This is a genomic window from Shewanella litoralis, from assembly GCF_009828585.1.
Taxonomy (GTDB): Bacteria; Pseudomonadota; Gammaproteobacteria; order Enterobacterales; family Shewanellaceae; genus Shewanella; species Shewanella litoralis.
The window spans coordinates 1-16146 of sequence record NZ_WSRZ01000019.1; the positions used below are offsets into that span (position 1 = coordinate 1).

Sequence of the window (16146 nt, forward strand, 5' to 3'; positions counted from 1 at the left end):
GTTGGACGTCGATAATCAACAATGTGGCTCAAGATGTGTTTTTAAATAAAAGTCCTGAAATGCGAATAAACCTATAAAAGAAAACCCCCACTTTAAAAAAAAGTGGGGGTTTGTCATTAATCTGAGGCGCATTAGCGCCGTTTTTCATTTACTGCGATGGCTATTTACGCTTTGGGATTACCCGTCTTACCGGAGGTGCTTTTTTCACAGATGATTCATTCGCGAGTTTTACCACACCTTTTTGCAGTAACAAACTATTTGGGTAAGTCATCACATCACCCGACTCGCGTTTAATCAGAATGTGAAACAGTGATATTTCAACAATCACCCCAGACATGTCTTCATCTTTTTCAACAATTCGAATGCGATCGCCAATACGGTACGGAAAGACAAAAAATATCAATACACCGGCAGTAATATTGCTCAGGATCGACCATTGTGCAAAAAGTGCCACACCTAATACCGCAAAAGCCGATGATACAAACAACGACACGTCTTGATACCCTAATCCTAGCGATACCGTCATAAATGACACCGTGACGAAAAACATAAAATAAGAAATCAGCCGAGTCACTAAACGACTTCGTACTTCATTGACTTGTTTTTTATCGGCTTGTAGCCTGATCCACTTGCTTACCTGGCGTTGGGCAAAAAAGAATACTGCCAGATATACAATACACATCAACAACTGGTTAAACATGGTGGTTTCCTGTTTGATTAATCTAACAATCTAAATCATGCCGTTAGGCATTAAAAACCGCAATGGTCTCGGACTTAGTCCTCATAGTTGGGGTACAATACGGTTTTGTTGTTGGCTGCATATAAAGCCTCCCCCCGCAGAGTGAAGAATGTCTGAGTATAAAGTATTGCATGTCGACAGTGATAGTGTTGGTGATTTTTGTGTGCTTGATGATGGTGATTATCGAGTGCTGTCGTTTGGCGACAATGACGAGCAAAGTAAACTCGACAAAGCGCAGCCTCATGTTCCACAGCACACTTATGTTCAAGCAATGTTGTCGGTATTATTATTTACTCAGCCAAAAAGTGTGATTATTTTAGGTTTAGGTGGCGGTGCTTTAGTGCATTCGCTCCGCCATGTTGATGCCGCCATTAAAATAACCGCTGTCGAGTTACGTGAAAGAGTCATTGATGTGGCGAAACGCTTTTTTCAGTTACCACTGAGTAAAAAGCTCACGTTAATTCATCAAGACGCTAATCTCTTTTTAGCGCAAGGCGAACATAAAAAAGTCGATGTGATTTTTGCCGATATTTACAGTAATAAAGGTGTAGATAAGCAGCAGTTAACCGATGTATTTATTGGTAAAACTAAGCAACTATTAAAAGCTGATGGCTTTTTAGTGCTTAATTGCTGGAAAGAGCACAGCCGAGATCTTCAATTACGCGATACGCTTTATAGCCACTTTACTCATGTTTATGCCTGCTTAACTGGCGGCGGTAACTGGGTCGTGTACGCTACTAATGGCAGCAACACTTTTGGCCAGGCTAACAATAAACAAGCATTACAAAACTTATCGCAAAAGCTTGATACCAATATTAGCCGGGTATTAACTCGCTTTGGGGTATGGGAGTAGTCTGACATGGCAGAAAACGCAGTATGCGGAGTTATCGATTAATAAAAAGTTCAATATAAAAAACCGATTAAGGTGATAGTTTTTATCCGTTATACTTAATTGCCATCCATCGCTATTATGATTCACATCAGATGACGAGCAGCTTGCTCATCATCTCCGACACCATAAGGTTGTCGGGTTAACGTAAATCTTAATCTAATGGAGCATGACATGACACAATCTATCATCAACAGCACTATCAAGCCATTCAAAGCAACAGCATTTCACAACGGTGCATTTGTAGAAGTTACCGAACAAGACTTGTTAGGCAAATGGTCTGTTGTGTTTTTCTACCCAGCTGACTTCACTTTTGTATGTCCTACTGAACTAGGTGACATGGCTGACAATTACGAAAAGCTACAAGCAATGGGCGTAGAAGTTTACTCAGTATCAACTGACACTCACTTCACTCACAAAGCTTGGCATGCAAGTTCAGACACCATCGGTAAAATTACTTACCCAATGATTGGTGACCCAACTGGCGCAATCACTCGTAACTTCGGTGTAATGATTGAAGAAGACGGCCTAGCACTACGTGGTACTTTTGTTATCAATCCAGAAGGCCAAGTTAAAGTAGCTGAAATTCACGACCTAGGTATTGGCCGTAGCGCATCAGAACTTGTTCGTAAAATCCAAGCAGCACAATATGTTGCATCACACGACGGTGAAGTATGTCCAGCTAAATGGCAACCAGGTGAAGCAACACTTGCACCTTCAATTGACCTAGTAGGCAAAATCTAACACTGAGCTCACCCTTAGGTTAGAAATATCATCTCCAGTTGGTCGGTGCTCCCCCGGCGCCGACTAACACTCTCCACTTTTTTCGAATTTTCCCATTTTTAGGAGTTGTTATGTTAGATGCGAATGTAAAAAATCAACTGAAAACCTATCTGCAAAACCTCAAGCGCCCAGTTGAACTTGTCGTATCAGCAGATGACTCAAGCAAAGCAAAAGAATTAACCAGTTTAGCGCAAGATATTGTCGATTCATCTGAGCTAGTCTCAGTGACATATCAAGACGGTAAACGTACACCAAGCATGAGTGTCATTAACCCACAAAATGGCACCAACATTACGTTTGCTGGTTTACCAATGGGGCACGAGTTCACCTCTCTGGTACTTGCACTTTTACACAGCGGCGGACACCCAATTAAATTGGATGCGCAAATCATTGAACAAATCCGCCAATTACCGGGTGAGTTTCATTTTGAAACCTATGTGTCATTAAGCTGCCAAACCTGCCCTGAAGTAATTCAAGCATTAAACATGATGGCAGCAATTAACCCAAATATTACTAACGTGATGATCGACGGTGCGCTTTTCCAAGAAGAAGTGACCGAGCGTAATATCATGTCAGTGCCTTCAGTATTTTTAAACGGCGAAGCCTTCTCTGTGGGTGCTATTAGCGTTGTTGAAGTACTGAATAAGTTAGACAAAAATGCCGCCGGCAGACAAGCCGAGCAATTAAATAAAAAATCAGCATTTGATATGTTGGTTGTCGGTGGTGGCCCAGCAGGTGCAGCAGCAGCAATTTACTCTGCTCGTAAGGGCTTAAACACAGGTATTGTTGCCGATAAATTTGGCGGCCAGGTGGCTGAAACCGTCGGGATTGAAAACTTTATCTCTGTGTCTAAAACAGAAGGCCCAAAACTGGTTGCTAACTTAGAAGCACACGTTAAAGATTATGAAGTCGATATTATGGCTAACCAACGCGCATTAAGCCTCGCTAAAAACGGCCTATTTGATGTGACGCTAGAAAGCGGCGCAACCTTAAGCAGTAAAACCGTATTATTGGCCACTGGTGCACGTTGGAGAGAAATGAACGTGCCTGGTGAAAAAGAATATCGTGGTAAAGGCGTGGCATATTGTCCACATTGTGACGGCCCGTTATTTAAAGGTAAACGTGTTGCTGTTATTGGTGGTGGTAACTCAGGTATTGAAGCCGCAATTGACCTAGCTAATATTGTTGAGCATGTTACCGTGCTTGAGTTTGACAGCAAGTTACGTGCAGATGAAGTACTGCAACGTAAAGCTAAATCAATGGGTAATATTACGATTATTACTCAAGCGCAAACCACAGAAGTAAAAGGCGACGGTACTCGTGTTAGCAGCCTGGTTTATACCGACCGTGCTAGCGGCGAAAGTAAAGAAGTCATCTTAGCCGGTATCTTTGTGCAAATTGGTTTAGTACCAAACACTGAGTGGTTAAAAGGTGTAGTTGATATGACACCTCGCGGCGAGATCATTGTCGATGAGCGCGGTCAAACATCTATTCCTGGCGTGTTTGCTGCCGGTGATGTGACCCACACACCATACAAGCAAATTATTATTGCCATGGGCAGCGGCGCAACCGCATCTCTAGGGGCGTTTGATTACTTAATCAGACACTCAGAAGAAACTGATGTAAAAGCTGCATAATCAATACATTACCTTTACTGCATAAAAAGAGTCAGCTTAGCTGGCTTTTTTTTGTTTGTATCATAGGTAACTGTCTTATAGGTATTATACCCAATCGATGCTTAGGATAAAAAACAAGCAAAAAGACTAACAACATTAGATAAACTTCAAGTATATTCAAACGAGGCCGATATTGAGTTACAAGTCTGATTTTGAAGTGGTAATTAATTGCATCACCGTTGCATATTGTCCAATGTGCACGATATTTTTCAGGGATTGAACCCGGTGACACTCTTCGCAATAGCGCTATAGGCGTTATTTATCGGCAACATTTAGTCTAATTTTCATATATGAAAAACGCTTTGGGGGCGGAATATGGGTTGGTTTAGTAACATATCAATTTTTAAAAAGGTAGGGCTGATATTTGTTTTGTCAGTGATTATTTTTGCTGTCAACCTAGCAATCAGTATTGTTGCGATTAACAAAAACCGCGACACCTTATCGTTTATGGAAACCAAAGTCGCACAGCGAGTAGAACTAGCAAATCAAAACGTAATCTATGTACAACGTTTAGATGAGCTATACACGCAGGCGGTATCTTTTGCGGATGAAGACCTACTCGAAAACGCCAACAAAACCTTTACATCACTTAAAGGCAACCTGACTAATTTGTCCGCTACCGATCCGCAAGAGTCAGTCATGTTAGGGCAGTTATCTCAGCAGTTAAATGAATACAACAATATGACCCTGTCTTTAGCCAAAGGCATGCTCGATGGCACTATCGATATGTCCGATGTGGGCCAAATTAGCCAGAAAAAAGCCAAAGTGTTTGAAGGCTTAACCAAGGGCATCACGGCCTATAAAGCTGATAAAGTCGATGAGTTTAGTTTGACCATTAAAGAAGCTAGCGATCGCTCAGAGCACAGTTTATACCTTACCTTAAGTATTGGTCTGGCTTTGCTGGTGCTCATGGCCATAGCGACGATTTCAATTGCAAAAGCCATCAGCGGCTCAGCAGGTGATGTGGCTAAATCATTAGGTGAACTCGCCGACGGTAAAGGTAATTTACGCCATCAATTAACCGTTGCGGGTACCGATGAACTGGGTCAAGTGTCGAGTAATTTTAACCGTTTTTTACGTTTACTTGCCGAGTCTATTGAACGTGTTGTTAATGTCACCAGCCCACTGTTAGACAGTGCCTCATCGCTAAAAGAGCGCATGACCGTCGCGACGAAGGCGACTAAAAAACAAAGCCAAGATGCTAAAACGGTTCATATGTCGATGGAAGAAATGCGCCATTCAGTCAATGATATTTCCCACAGCGCGCAGCAAGCAGCAGAAGCCGCTCAAGTTGCAGAACAAGAGGCAACAGAAGGTTTGGCCGTTGTACAACGCACCGTGAGAATTTCTCAAGAGCTCAACTCTGGAATTGAACTGGCTTCTAAATCCATCAATGAGTTAGCCAAAGATACCGAGAGTGTCGGTTCAATTTTAAATGTGATTACCTCAATTGCTGAGCAAACTAACTTACTAGCGTTAAATGCTGCCATTGAGGCAGCTCGTGCAGGCGAGCAGGGAAGAGGTTTTGCGGTTGTTGCTGATGAGGTGCGCGCGCTGGCATCTAAGACGGCTGATGCAACCAAAGAAATTCGCAGCGTGTTAGACAAACTCAAAGTTGCGGCTGAGTCTTCTGTAAGCACTATGGGTGGTGCTATTGCTAAGTCATCTGAAAACGAACGTTTTGCTAAAGACACAGGCGAGGCTCTGAGCTCTATTCAATCGAAAATTGTTAGTATCAATAGTATGAACACCCACATAGCCTCAGCAACAGAGCAGCAGTCCCTTGTGGCCGCGCAAGTGGCAAACAATGTGGTCGAAATGAATGCTTCATTCGAGCAAACCTTAGGGATCTTGGCGGAAGTACAGGGGATTTCTCTAGGCTTAGACGGTTTTGCTAACGAGCTTAATAACGCGACTTCTCAGTTTAAGTTATAAATTCAGTTTTCAATTAATCATCAGCAATAAAAACGCAGAGCTAACGCTCTGCGTTTTTATTTGTGTTATGCAAGTCTCTAATTGAGCACTATCACAGCAATTGCGTGTAATTGCGCTAATCTAAGCGTCACTTTTTCCTTAAATAGCGTATTATCACGGCAAAAATTGCCTCAAGACGATGTTTGATTTACTTTAATCAGATTCAAAAAATTGATGCTAGTTATTCAGCGTTATTCTGCTTATTTTCACTGTAATGTGAGCTGTTTGGAAAAGGATTATCATGCCAAGCTTGATTAGAATCGTATTAATTAATACTCACCTGCCAGGTGTGGTCGAATTGTTATTAAAGGGCCATACTAATATTTGTGGTACCAATGCCTCAGGTAAAACAACCTTACAGCGCCTGGTGCCAGTGTTTTATGGTGAATACCCAAGTCGCGTAGTGCCGTCAACTCGTGACAGTTTTGAGCGTTGGTACTTGCCGCACGATTCTAGCTACATTATTTATGAATACCAAAAAGATGACGGCTTACTGTATCAAGCAGTATTAGCGTCAGCTGGCGACGGTAAAGGGGTGAATTACCGCTTTATTGCACGTGGTTTTGAGCTTGAGGATTACATAAAATCTCGCAATGGCGATACCATCATTTGCCATTCTATGGCCGAGCTTGGCCGTGAAGTTAAACGCGAAGGCATCGCGCACACTAACTTACTCAATACTCGCGAGTTTCGCGCTATTATTCAAAACGATCGCAGTTTACTCAATACGGGCAGTAACCGAAACGAGTTACGCACTTATGCGCGTCAATTCTCCCTATGCGATGGCGAACACAGCTTGCGTCATATTGAAAAGCTAGCCAAAGCCGTGCATTCAAAAGAAGGCAAAATGGAAACGGTCAAATCAATGATCGCCGCCATATTAGAAGAAGATGGGGTAAACCCGCCCACTTCACGCCTTAATCCACAGCGGGTGGAAACCTGGATCCGTGAAAGCCAGCTCGTACAAGGTTTTGAGCAAATTCGCCCCGAATACGACAAGCTTGAACAAGAGTTTAATCAACTATTAAGTGCCGAATTACGTTTAGCCAGTTTATCGCGCGGCTACCGTGACGATGAAACGCTTGAAGCCGAGCGTCAAGACCGCAATCAAACCTTAGGCAAAGAGCTCAATCTTAAACTGCGTTTACTCGACGATGAGTGGAAAGATGTCCGCGATGAGCTCAATCAGGAGTTGTCGGCTGCAAAAGGCGATGTCGGCAAATTTGAATATGAGCTAGATGCGATTGAAGATCAGCATGCCGCTTTTTTAGATGCCGATATTGAGCAGGCTAAAGCCGATTTAGACAATCTGCCTAATTGGCGTAGCGACGTTGAAAATCTTAATGAGCGTCACAAACTGCAAACGGAAAAACACCAAGACATTGAAGCGGCTTTTAATGCGCGCCGTAGTAAAATTGCCGAGCAACTTCACCGTGAGCTTGAGTCGTTACACACCGAACAAGACACTCAACGTGAAGCGCGTGATAAACAGCGTGAGCTGGCCAATGACGATTTAGGCAAACTTGAGCAACAATGGCGTGAGCAAACTGACGCCGGTAAAGCCAAATTTAGTGAGCACGAGTATCAACTTAAATTGCAAGCCGCTGAGCTTAAGCATCAAGTGGATGGCGTGACGTACACCGAAGATGAAAAAATGCGTTTGGCTATATTTGATGAACGCATCAGCCTCGCCGACGAAGAGCAAGAAACCTGTAATGCCAAGGTTGAGCGTTTAACTACCGAGGAGCGTAAGCAGCGAGCCAAACGTGATCAGGCCAACGAAGCGCTGCGCATTGCCAGCATTAGGGTGAGCGAGCGCGAAAATGCCAAAGAAGAATTGCATCATATGCTGTTCCCACAGTCGCATACGCTGTTGGAGTTTTTGCGCAAAGAAGCCCAAGGTTGGGAGCAATCATTTGGTAAAGTGATCGCCCCAGAGCTGCTGCATCGCAGTGATTTACACCCAAGCTTAACCAAAGACAGTAGCGACAGTTTATTTGGTGTCCATTTAGATCTTAATGCCATTGATGTGCCTGAATACGCCGCAACAGAGCAAGATTTGCGTATCCGTTTTGCTAAAGCTGAAGAAGCACTGCAAAGCGCGCAAGAAATGCATGCCGAAGCAGAAGATCAGCTGGTGGTGATGAACAGCGCACTGGATGCCATTACCCGTGAATTAACCTTCGCCCGCACTGCCTATAAAAATAGCCGTGAAGATTTACGCCGCTTGTTTGATGAAAAGCGTAGCGAGCAACAAAAGATCAATCAAGCCGTCGCCGATCGCAAAACCGAATCGGGCAAGCGTTTGGTACAACTTGATAATGAGTTAAAGCAGTTGCATAACCAACATCTTGAATGGCTAGCCGAGCAAAAAGATCAGGCGCTTGAAGCACGTATGGACAAAAATGCTTACTGGCAAGAAGTCGTGGGTGCTATCGACAATCAGTTAGGGCAAATTAAAGCCAATATTGAGCAGCGCCGCACTAATGCCAAAACAGAGCAAAAAGCCTGTGAAACCTGGTACAAAAATGAGCTGAAATCTCGCGGTGTCGATGAAGGCACTATTTTAGCGCTTAAAAAGCAAATTCGTGAGCTTGAAGCGCAAATAAGTCAGGCAGAACAACGCCGTAGCGACGTGTTACGTTATGACGATTGGTACCAACATACCTGGTTAGTGCGTAAGCCAAAGCTGCAAGCACAGCTCGCTGATGTGAAACGTGCCGCGCTCGAGCTTGAGCAACAATTAACGGCTAAAACCGCGGAAATTAAACAACGCCGCACCAGCTTAGAAACCGAACGTAAAGCCTGTGATGCAGCTCAAGTTGAAGCGTCTGAAAACCTGACTAAACTGCGTGCGGTGATGCGTAAATTGGCCGAACTTAAATTACCGCCCAATAGCGATGAAGCCATCGGCAGCATTGGCGAGCGCCTGCGCCAGGGCGAAGACTTATTGCTAAAGCGTGACTATTTAATGGGTTCGGTGAAGCAATATGTTGAACACTTCGACTCTGTGATTGCCAGCAAATCGGGCTCAAGTTTGGCCGAGTTCTGGGAGCGCGCGCGTGACGAGTCTAGTTTTGTTAATGACAAGGGCATTCGCCTACTCGACTACCGTAAATTAGTGCCACAGCTTGAGCAGTTACTTAATGTAATGGTGCCGCAATCGTTAATGGCGATTCGAGAACAAGGGCGTATTTTTGGTATCGACTTAACCGCATTTTACGACGTATTAACTGATATTGACCGCCGCATTGCCAGCCAAAGTGCCCGCATTACTCGTGAAGTGGATGAAGAGTTGTTCCTCGATGGCGTTTCTGAATCGGCAGTACGGATTCGCTCACGTATCAGTGAACTCGAGTTTTGGCCTGAGCTTGAAGTGTTTGTAAAAGCCTTTAAAGCCTGGAAAGCCGACGGCTTTAGTCAGCTTCCAGACGAGCACTACACTAACTCAATGCGCCGCGCGTTAGACATTATTGGCCGCGCCGCATTAACTGGTGGCATTGCCAAATTATTGGAAATTGAATTGCGCTTGAAAGAGGGCAATAGTGATTTGATTATCCGCACCGACCGCCAGTTAAACGAATCGTCTAGCCACGGTATGGCATACCTGATTTTATGTAAGTTCTTGTTGGCATTTACCCGTTTATTGCGCGGTAAAGCCCATGTGACCATTCATTGGCCTATTGATGAGCTTGGCACCTTACATCACACCAACGTGAAGAAGATATTTGACGCTTGTGAAAACAATAACATTAGCGTGTTAGGGGCGTTCCCAAATCCAGAATCTGAAGTGCTTAACTTATTTGCTAACCGCTACATTATTAACAAACAAACCAAAAAACTGCAGGTGGTTAAACCTAAAACTAACCCGCTAGCAGAGCGATTATCACAACGAAATACTGAAACTGCTAAGGAGCACAGTTAATGTCTGACTCAAATGAAACAACCTTAGTGGGAACCAGTGCGTTAATTGAACAGTTATTGCGTGGCGAGTTTATTTGCCGAGTGACTAACGAAGATGGCTGGCGTGCGCTAAAAAACAACAGCACCCGCGAGCGGATAGAAACGTACTTAAATCAAATTAACCGTACCCTGGCCAGCGCTGGCGAAGGTGAAGTGTTCTTTTGTGGTTATTTACAGCTCGGCGATGCAGAGCGCAAAGTGATTTCATCGCAGTTTAAAGACATTTGTTCAGCGTTGATCCCGCTGGTGGAATGGTTGGTGTTAGTGCAAGAGGCTAGCGGCCAAGATGCGCCATTAAGCGAAGGAGCACCGATACGCTTAACTGACTTACAAGCACGCATAGAAGACACGCCTGCCTTTAGAGAGCAGCTAACCAAACTTAGCCAGTATCGCTTATTTGGCTCAAGCAGCAGCAATGTCGACGGCCAAATTAAGTTGGTGTTTAAGCGCTTGGTCGAACTGGGTTATTTAACTAAACCCAACAGCGAGAAACAGATTTACATTGCCACCGGCAAGCTTGATTACTTGTACGAAGTGATCCGCTTTATTGACGAAACCGAAGGCCTAAGCCTTGAGGCGCAAGCTGAAACCGCGACTCAAAGGGAGTTAATATGAGCAGCAACTTACACCAGGCCGGGGTAAAGCTGCTCAAACAACTCGGGCGGCATGCCGATGTGATCATGGATGCATATTTAGCGGGATCGATAAACGACACAGCCCATGATGCTGGCGTGATTGAAAAACTCAAAAAAAGCGGCATTTTGTGGCGCCCAGAACCTGATCAAGAACTGCGTTTAAAGCGTTCGGTGCGGGCATTGCTTGAAGAAGCCTTAAGCGATGAGCGTAACCGCCAAATTGACTCAAATGTCGGCTCGTCTTTAGCCACCATTAAAACCCTGGCTGATCATTACAAAGAAGCGCGTCATAATGTTGATTACAGCGCTGCCGAAGCCTATTTAGCCGACTTAAACGAACACGTTTACAGCTTTACCGACAGCTTACGTTATTCAATTAGGGTGTTGTGGGGGCGGATTAATAACGAGTTTGGTTATGTCGGGACGATTAGTGCCAAAATTCGTGAAAACGAACTGGCGCAAAGCCAGGTGTCAGACTTGCTCAATGGTCTTGAGATGTTCCAGTTTAGTGAACTGGGTGAAATTGCCGGTGACATCCGCGAGCTGCGCCGTTTATTAATGACCAGTTTGCAAGAAACCCTAAGCCAGTGTACTCAAGAGTTGAGTATTGTTCAGGGCAGATTGTATGAATTACTCGGTCGTTTTAGACAAATCCAAGGGCGTACTCGGTTGCTCAAAGGCTGGTTGCTGCACACCGACATGCACCCAGATTATCAAGTCGATAACCATGTTGGCCATAAAGCGATTCCGAATTTATTTAACTGTGCCCAAGCTCTATTAGCACCAGCCAGTGTCGATGTAAGTAATCCACATCATGAGCTGGAGTTAATGAGTTTAGTCGCGCAAGTGAAAGCCATTAGCCGTGATGCATTACCGCACATTGCACGCGAGCAAAATGTCACCTTTGAAATGGGCGACAGTGAAGACTTTGATATCCCAGAAAATCCACTCAAAATTGCCGTGGATGAATATTTCTGCGAGGTGATCGATTCAGGGTTACGCCAATCGGCATTGAGTTATTTAACCGAAAAGCAATTAACCTGGGATGCTGAAAGTTGGCTTTACCAAGTGATTGGGGGTTATGAAGGTTTGGCCGATGAGCATAAAAATTACTTTGAATTAGAACCGATTGGTAAACCCGATCCTGTGTATAACGGTAATTTTATCATTCATGATGTTGAGTTATGGCTAGCCTAGGCCAGAGTCAATTACAGTTAATGGCTCGTGCGGCAAAGCAACTTTTGCCGCGCGTACCTTTAAATGCAAGCTGGAAAAAACTTTATCAGCTATGGCTAATCGGCGAGCCCGATGGTGCCGAAAAATACCTGTATTTAACCCATAAAGATTATGCTTTACTGCGCAAAATGGCGCTGGTTGACTCGGGCTTAGATATTCTCGCACTCGATTTTGACGTGCCGCGACAGCAAATGTCGCAGCTCAGTGCTAATGAAAAATACGCTAATATCAGTCCAGATACCGATTATGTGTTAATAAAACTTGCGCCTAAAATCGTGCAATCTCTGTTCTCTACATCCGCAGTAGACTCTGTCGTCGAGATGTTGACTGTATTAGGTAGCTCATTGCGCTTAAAGGTCGACGCCGCAGTTGCACTGTGTCAGCAACTTAAGATTACCCAGCTCATTGTGGTCGAAAATCTCGACAGTTTTGATAATCTATTTGCTTATTCATTCACGCCCGAGCTACAGCCAATCATCGACAATTGCATGGTGTTGTATCGTGGCAGCCACGATTATTCCCCTGCAGGGCGTAAGCATTTTTTACATTTGATCGCCGCACTTAACTTAGATGTGTCCGCCTTTACCGACCTTGATCCCGCAGGGTTGATGATTGCCAATACGCTTGAACATTGTCACAGCATGATAGTGCCGCAATGGGTGCTTGAGGCGCCCGATAAACTGCTCGCTATCAGCCAAATTAACTCCGCCAGTGATTTTGATAAGCAGCATAAACAATCGGCTTATTTAAACAATATTTTGTCGCAAGCTACTGTTGCTTCAGTGGTATTCACACCTCAATGGGTATCATTAATCCAGTGGTTGAGCCGTAACCATGTCAGCATAAAACAACAGCATATGTTGGCAAAGTCATTGCCGCTGAGCTTACTAAAAATCCATTCATAATATCTAATGTCTAGTATCTAATGTCTTAATCTCCTATCGATAAAAATGCTCAATGATTTTGTACCGGTGCTTATTGGCATTGTACGAAATATGTTCACAATGATGATTCGATACGGTTTTCTTTCTTGTACCTTCACTGGTTATACCATTAGCAACTCATTATTTATTATGTAATTGATTGTTATTGTTGTCTTTTATATTTAAAAGTAGTTAAGCGCTCATTAAGTGGTCACTTTTATTGATAAGGTGATTGAAATATATTGCGCGATGTCTCAGTATTTCAGCGCTCGAAAAGAATAAGCACCAGGATTGGTATAACAATAATCAGCAACAGATGTTGCCATTTCGAATGGGAAATTAGTACATGACAAAATCACTTTCAGCACGGATCTTTATTGGTCTATTTTTTGGCGTGCTACTCGGCAGTATTGTGCAATTTGCACTCGCCGACAACGCCTTTTTTGGCGGGACACTTGTTACATTGGCAAGTGGTATCGGCACCATGTTCGTTAATATGATCATGATGTTAGTTGTACCTTTAGTGTTTGTGAGTATTGTCTGCGGCGTGTGTGAGTTACAAGATTTAAAAAGCTTTGGTCGCTTAGGTGGCAAAACCTTTGGCTTTTACATTATTAATACCGTTGTCGCCATTCTTGCGGCATTTACAGTGGCAATGATATTTGAGCCTGGCAAGGGCGTTGATATGTCGAGCTCTGGCTCGGTCGATATTACTGCCACAGAACTGCCTGATTTAATGTCACTTATTGTAAGCATTGTGCCTAACAATCCGTTTTCAGCGTTTACGTCTGGCAACATGTTGCAAGTGATTTTTATGGCACTATTGATGGGCGGCGTCATTAAATCAATGGGCACATCGGTAGAAGGCGCAGTAAAAGGCTTTCAAACTGCCAATAAAATAATGATGCGCTTAATTGGATTGGTAATGAGCCTTGCGCCATACGGTGTATTCGCCTTGATGTTTAAACTAGGCGCTACCTTAGAACCTGAAATTTTTGTCAGTGTGGTTGAATACCTAGTACTGATTTTAGCGCTATTACTGATCTGGATTTTCATTGTATACCCTATTGCTGTTAGCGTGTTTACGCCAGTGTCGGCGAAAACCTTCCGCGATAAAACCCAGGAGCAAATCCTGTTTTCGCTTTCAACTGCCAGCTCTAATGCCACCATTCCGGTAACGATGCGCACCTTAACCGACAAACTTGGCGTAAGTCAGGCCGTGGCGGGATTTGGTGTACCGTTAGGGGCAACCATGAACATGGGCGGGGTATCAATTTATATTACTATCGCCATTTTCTTCGTCGCCAATGCGTTTGGTATGCCAATTAGCAATGACCAAATCCCGTCGCTATTATTTAGCGTGTTTTTGCTTTCAGTTGGCGCGGGTGGTGTACCGGGTGGTGGCATGGTAATGATTGGGGTATTGATTTATCAAATGGGCTTACCGGTAGAAGCGTTTGTGATTGTGGCAGCACTTGACCGGATTATTGATATGGTGCTGACATCTTGTAACGTCGTGGGTGACACCGCGGTACTGACTATTGTTGACCAGACAGAAAAGAAGCATCAAGTGAGTCAAGATAGCTTAGTGGCAGCGAAAGAATAAGTTTAGCGAGTGAGTGACACTTATACCCAATCAACTTGAAGATCCGTGTTTCAGAGCTTCACCGTGTTTTCAATACTAGGCGCGTTAATGCGGTAATGTAGGTACCTTATAAGTTAACGTAACAACGTATTGGAAGCTCGGTGAAACTCCCAAAGGGCAAGTTTTACACGCGTTTATGCTGCGTTATTGATTTTGGAAAGGGAATAACCATTACCCGCAATCAATGCCTTGCCTAAACGCGTGTAAATTCTTGCTGAAATCGAGTATCTTCAGGTTGTTTGGGTATAAACGACCTGCATTGCAGGTCGTTTTTGTTATGACGATTAGAAGCATTATCTGTGCTGCATTTTGTTTTCGATATTAGACATAATTTTGAATGTGGTATTTTCCAAGTCGTCTAGACCACGATGGGCGACTAATTCATATGATCGATTAATTAATCGGTAAGCCAGCGGGTAGTTAAATTCGACGACCTCAAGTTCGGCTAAATCGTTTAACGCCTGATTTTGACCAATGGGGTACCCCATCATTTGATGATACTCAATGGCTTTTTTGAACTGCTCTCTAGCGTCGTTATTGCGCCCTATCCGTTGATTGATAACGCCTGCCAGTTGAGAAATATAACCTAATGTTAGCCAATCTTTTACTTTGGCTGCATTGCCTTTTGCGATATTGAGTACACCTAAAGCTTGTTCAATTTTGTTAGTTTCGGTATAGCTTTGGGCTAACAATAATCTTAACTGAGCTAATTCTCGTTGTTCACCCTGGCGCTCTGCGATATCAATCGCTGTTGTTAATGTCTTATTAAGCTGCTCAAATTGTTGCTGTTGTAATTGAATATTACCTAATAAGCGGCTAGCAAGCAGGTTATTAGGTGCGGTTTGGATAACCTCATTTAAAAGTCGTTCGGCGCCGAGTAAATCACCTTGCCGACTCAATGTTATGGCCTGCACTAACTGAGCCGAATGTAACCGAGAGTGATAGTGGTTAACTGACGATTTGCTTTCCGGATTTAGCTGCTGAGTGATGGCTTTCGCTGCTGACGCCAATGCTTGATTGATGCTGTCAGCGCTAATACTGGTGCTGTCATTTTGACTTTGGCTGTGTAACGTATAACTGAGCTGATACTGGTTGTTGATAAAACTCACACTGGACTCTATGACTAATACCGCACCCGATATCGCCATGATTTTGTTAATGTCTGAAGGGGTAACGGTATCGGTTTGAGCGAGCCGCGAAGTGATATTAATAACATCCTCAGTTTGCAATAAAGGGTAGCTTACACCCAGTGTTAGCTGGTGAATAAGCACATCCATGGCGGCATAGGCGTTCCATTGAGTCTCGACATCTGTGGTTGATTTTGGAGTGACAATTTTGACCGGAAGAACCAATACCGCGCCAGATGCCAGAGGTTTGGGTTTTATATTGGACAAGTAAACATACGCACCAATACCAATCAGCAGCAAAATAATAACGCCTGTAAGGTATTTATATGTATGTGAGGTCGGTGCCTGTGGCATTGCGATAGTCCTTTATCAATATCGAATGAATTAACTTAGTGGTTAATTAAGTTATTGTAAAGAAAACCTGTTTTTATCTTTTGTGTTGCTATGGCTTAGGAGTATTTGTGTTGAAGGGAATGACCCAGCCGCTTTTGCTCTGCGTTCTCGCTATTTGAAAGGGAACAACCATTATTCTATATAGCGACGCCTTAATCAAAAA

General features: G+C 43.7%; 11 protein-coding genes. 9 read left to right on the forward strand and 2 right to left on the reverse strand.

Annotation, left to right across the window (positions count from 1 at the left end; all coding sequences use genetic code 11):
- Positions 1–160: 160 nt before the first annotated feature.
- A complete protein-coding gene (locus GQA99_RS14785) occupies positions 161–700 on the reverse strand; it encodes a mechanosensitive ion channel domain-containing protein (RefSeq protein WP_160054937.1) in 540 nt (179 codons plus the stop codon).
- 148 nt (positions 701–848) lie between these two features.
- Here GQA99_RS14785 and GQA99_RS14790 point away from each other — a divergent pair, with 148 nt between their 5' ends.
- The 9 genes from GQA99_RS14790 (at position 849) to GQA99_RS14830 (ending at position 14424) form a co-directional block, all read left to right on the forward strand.
- Positions 849–1592 carry a spermidine synthase gene (locus tag GQA99_RS14790; RefSeq protein WP_160054940.1) on the forward strand — a complete coding sequence of 248 codons (744 nt, stop codon included), beginning with the start codon at positions 849–851 and terminating at the stop codon, positions 1590–1592.
- Between the two features lie 210 nt (positions 1593–1802).
- Positions 1803–2372 (forward strand): alkyl hydroperoxide reductase subunit C, encoded by a 570-nt coding sequence (ahpC, locus tag GQA99_RS14795; RefSeq protein ID WP_160054942.1) that lies wholly within the window; start codon positions 1803–1805, stop codon positions 2370–2372.
- 110 nt (positions 2373–2482) lie between these two features.
- Positions 2483–4048 (forward strand): alkyl hydroperoxide reductase subunit F, encoded by a 1566-nt coding sequence (gene ahpF / locus GQA99_RS14800; protein WP_160054944.1) that lies wholly within the window; start codon positions 2483–2485, stop codon positions 4046–4048.
- A gap of 414 nt (positions 4049–4462) precedes the next feature.
- Positions 4463–6022 (forward strand): methyl-accepting chemotaxis protein, encoded by a 1560-nt coding sequence (locus GQA99_RS14805; RefSeq protein WP_229785920.1) that lies wholly within the window; start codon positions 4463–4465, stop codon positions 6020–6022.
- A gap of 280 nt (positions 6023–6302) precedes the next feature.
- On the forward strand, positions 6303–9986 hold the full coding sequence (locus GQA99_RS14810; protein WP_160054949.1) for an ATP-binding protein: 3684 nt from the start codon (positions 6303–6305) through the stop codon (positions 9984–9986).
- Positions 9986–10639 carry a condensin complex protein MksE gene (locus tag GQA99_RS14815; protein WP_160054951.1) on the forward strand — a complete coding sequence of 218 codons (654 nt, stop codon included), beginning with the start codon at positions 9986–9988 and terminating at the stop codon, positions 10637–10639. The genes GQA99_RS14810 and GQA99_RS14815 overlap by 1 nt, the downstream gene beginning before the upstream one ends.
- The gene (locus GQA99_RS14820; protein WP_160054953.1) at positions 10636–11856 is read left to right on the forward strand and encodes a phosphoenolpyruvate carboxylase; all 1221 of its coding nucleotides are present in this window, start codon (positions 10636–10638) and stop codon (positions 11854–11856) included. Before GQA99_RS14815 ends, GQA99_RS14820 begins: the two co-directional genes overlap by 4 nt.
- On the forward strand, positions 11844–12800 hold the full coding sequence (locus GQA99_RS14825; protein ID WP_160054956.1) for a DUF7281 domain-containing protein: 957 nt from the start codon (positions 11844–11846) through the stop codon (positions 12798–12800). Before GQA99_RS14820 ends, GQA99_RS14825 begins: the two co-directional genes overlap by 13 nt.
- 364 nt (positions 12801–13164) lie before the next feature.
- Entirely contained in the window at positions 13165–14424 is a 1260-nt protein-coding gene (locus GQA99_RS14830) for a dicarboxylate/amino acid:cation symporter (RefSeq protein WP_160054959.1), read from the forward strand.
- Between the two features lie 332 nt (positions 14425–14756).
- On the opposite strand, the gene GQA99_RS14835 is transcribed toward GQA99_RS14830, so the two are convergent.
- Complete coding sequence (locus tag GQA99_RS14835) at positions 14757–15944, reverse strand: tetratricopeptide repeat protein (RefSeq protein WP_160054962.1); 1188 nt, start codon at positions 15942–15944, stop codon at positions 14757–14759.
- Positions 15945–16146: the final 202 nt, after the last annotated feature.

Bases quoted from the DNA above. Each gene is read 5' to 3' on its own strand.
- GQA99_RS14785 (WP_160054937.1), bottom strand. From the start codon at position 700: ATGTTTAACCAGTTGTTGATGTGTATTGTATATCTGGCAGTATTCTTT.
- GQA99_RS14790 (WP_160054940.1), top strand. From the start codon at position 849: ATGTCTGAGTATAAAGTATTGCATGTCGACAGTGATAGTGTTGGTGAT.
- ahpC (WP_160054942.1), top strand. From the start codon at position 1,803: ATGACACAATCTATCATCAACAGCACTATCAAGCCATTCAAAGCAACA.
- ahpF (WP_160054944.1), top strand. From the start codon at position 2,483: ATGTTAGATGCGAATGTAAAAAATCAACTGAAAACCTATCTGCAAAAC.
- GQA99_RS14810 (WP_160054949.1), top strand. From the start codon at position 6,303: ATGCCAAGCTTGATTAGAATCGTATTAATTAATACTCACCTGCCAGGT.
- GQA99_RS14815 (WP_160054951.1), top strand. From the start codon at position 9,986: ATGTCTGACTCAAATGAAACAACCTTAGTGGGAACCAGTGCGTTAATT.
- GQA99_RS14820 (WP_160054953.1), top strand. From the start codon at position 10,636: ATGAGCAGCAACTTACACCAGGCCGGGGTAAAGCTGCTCAAACAACTC.
- GQA99_RS14825 (WP_160054956.1), top strand. From the start codon at position 11,844: ATGGCTAGCCTAGGCCAGAGTCAATTACAGTTAATGGCTCGTGCGGCA.
- GQA99_RS14830 (WP_160054959.1), top strand. From the start codon at position 13,165: ATGACAAAATCACTTTCAGCACGGATCTTTATTGGTCTATTTTTTGGC.
- GQA99_RS14835 (WP_160054962.1), bottom strand. From the start codon at position 15,944: ATGCCACAGGCACCGACCTCACATACATATAAATACCTTACAGGCGTT.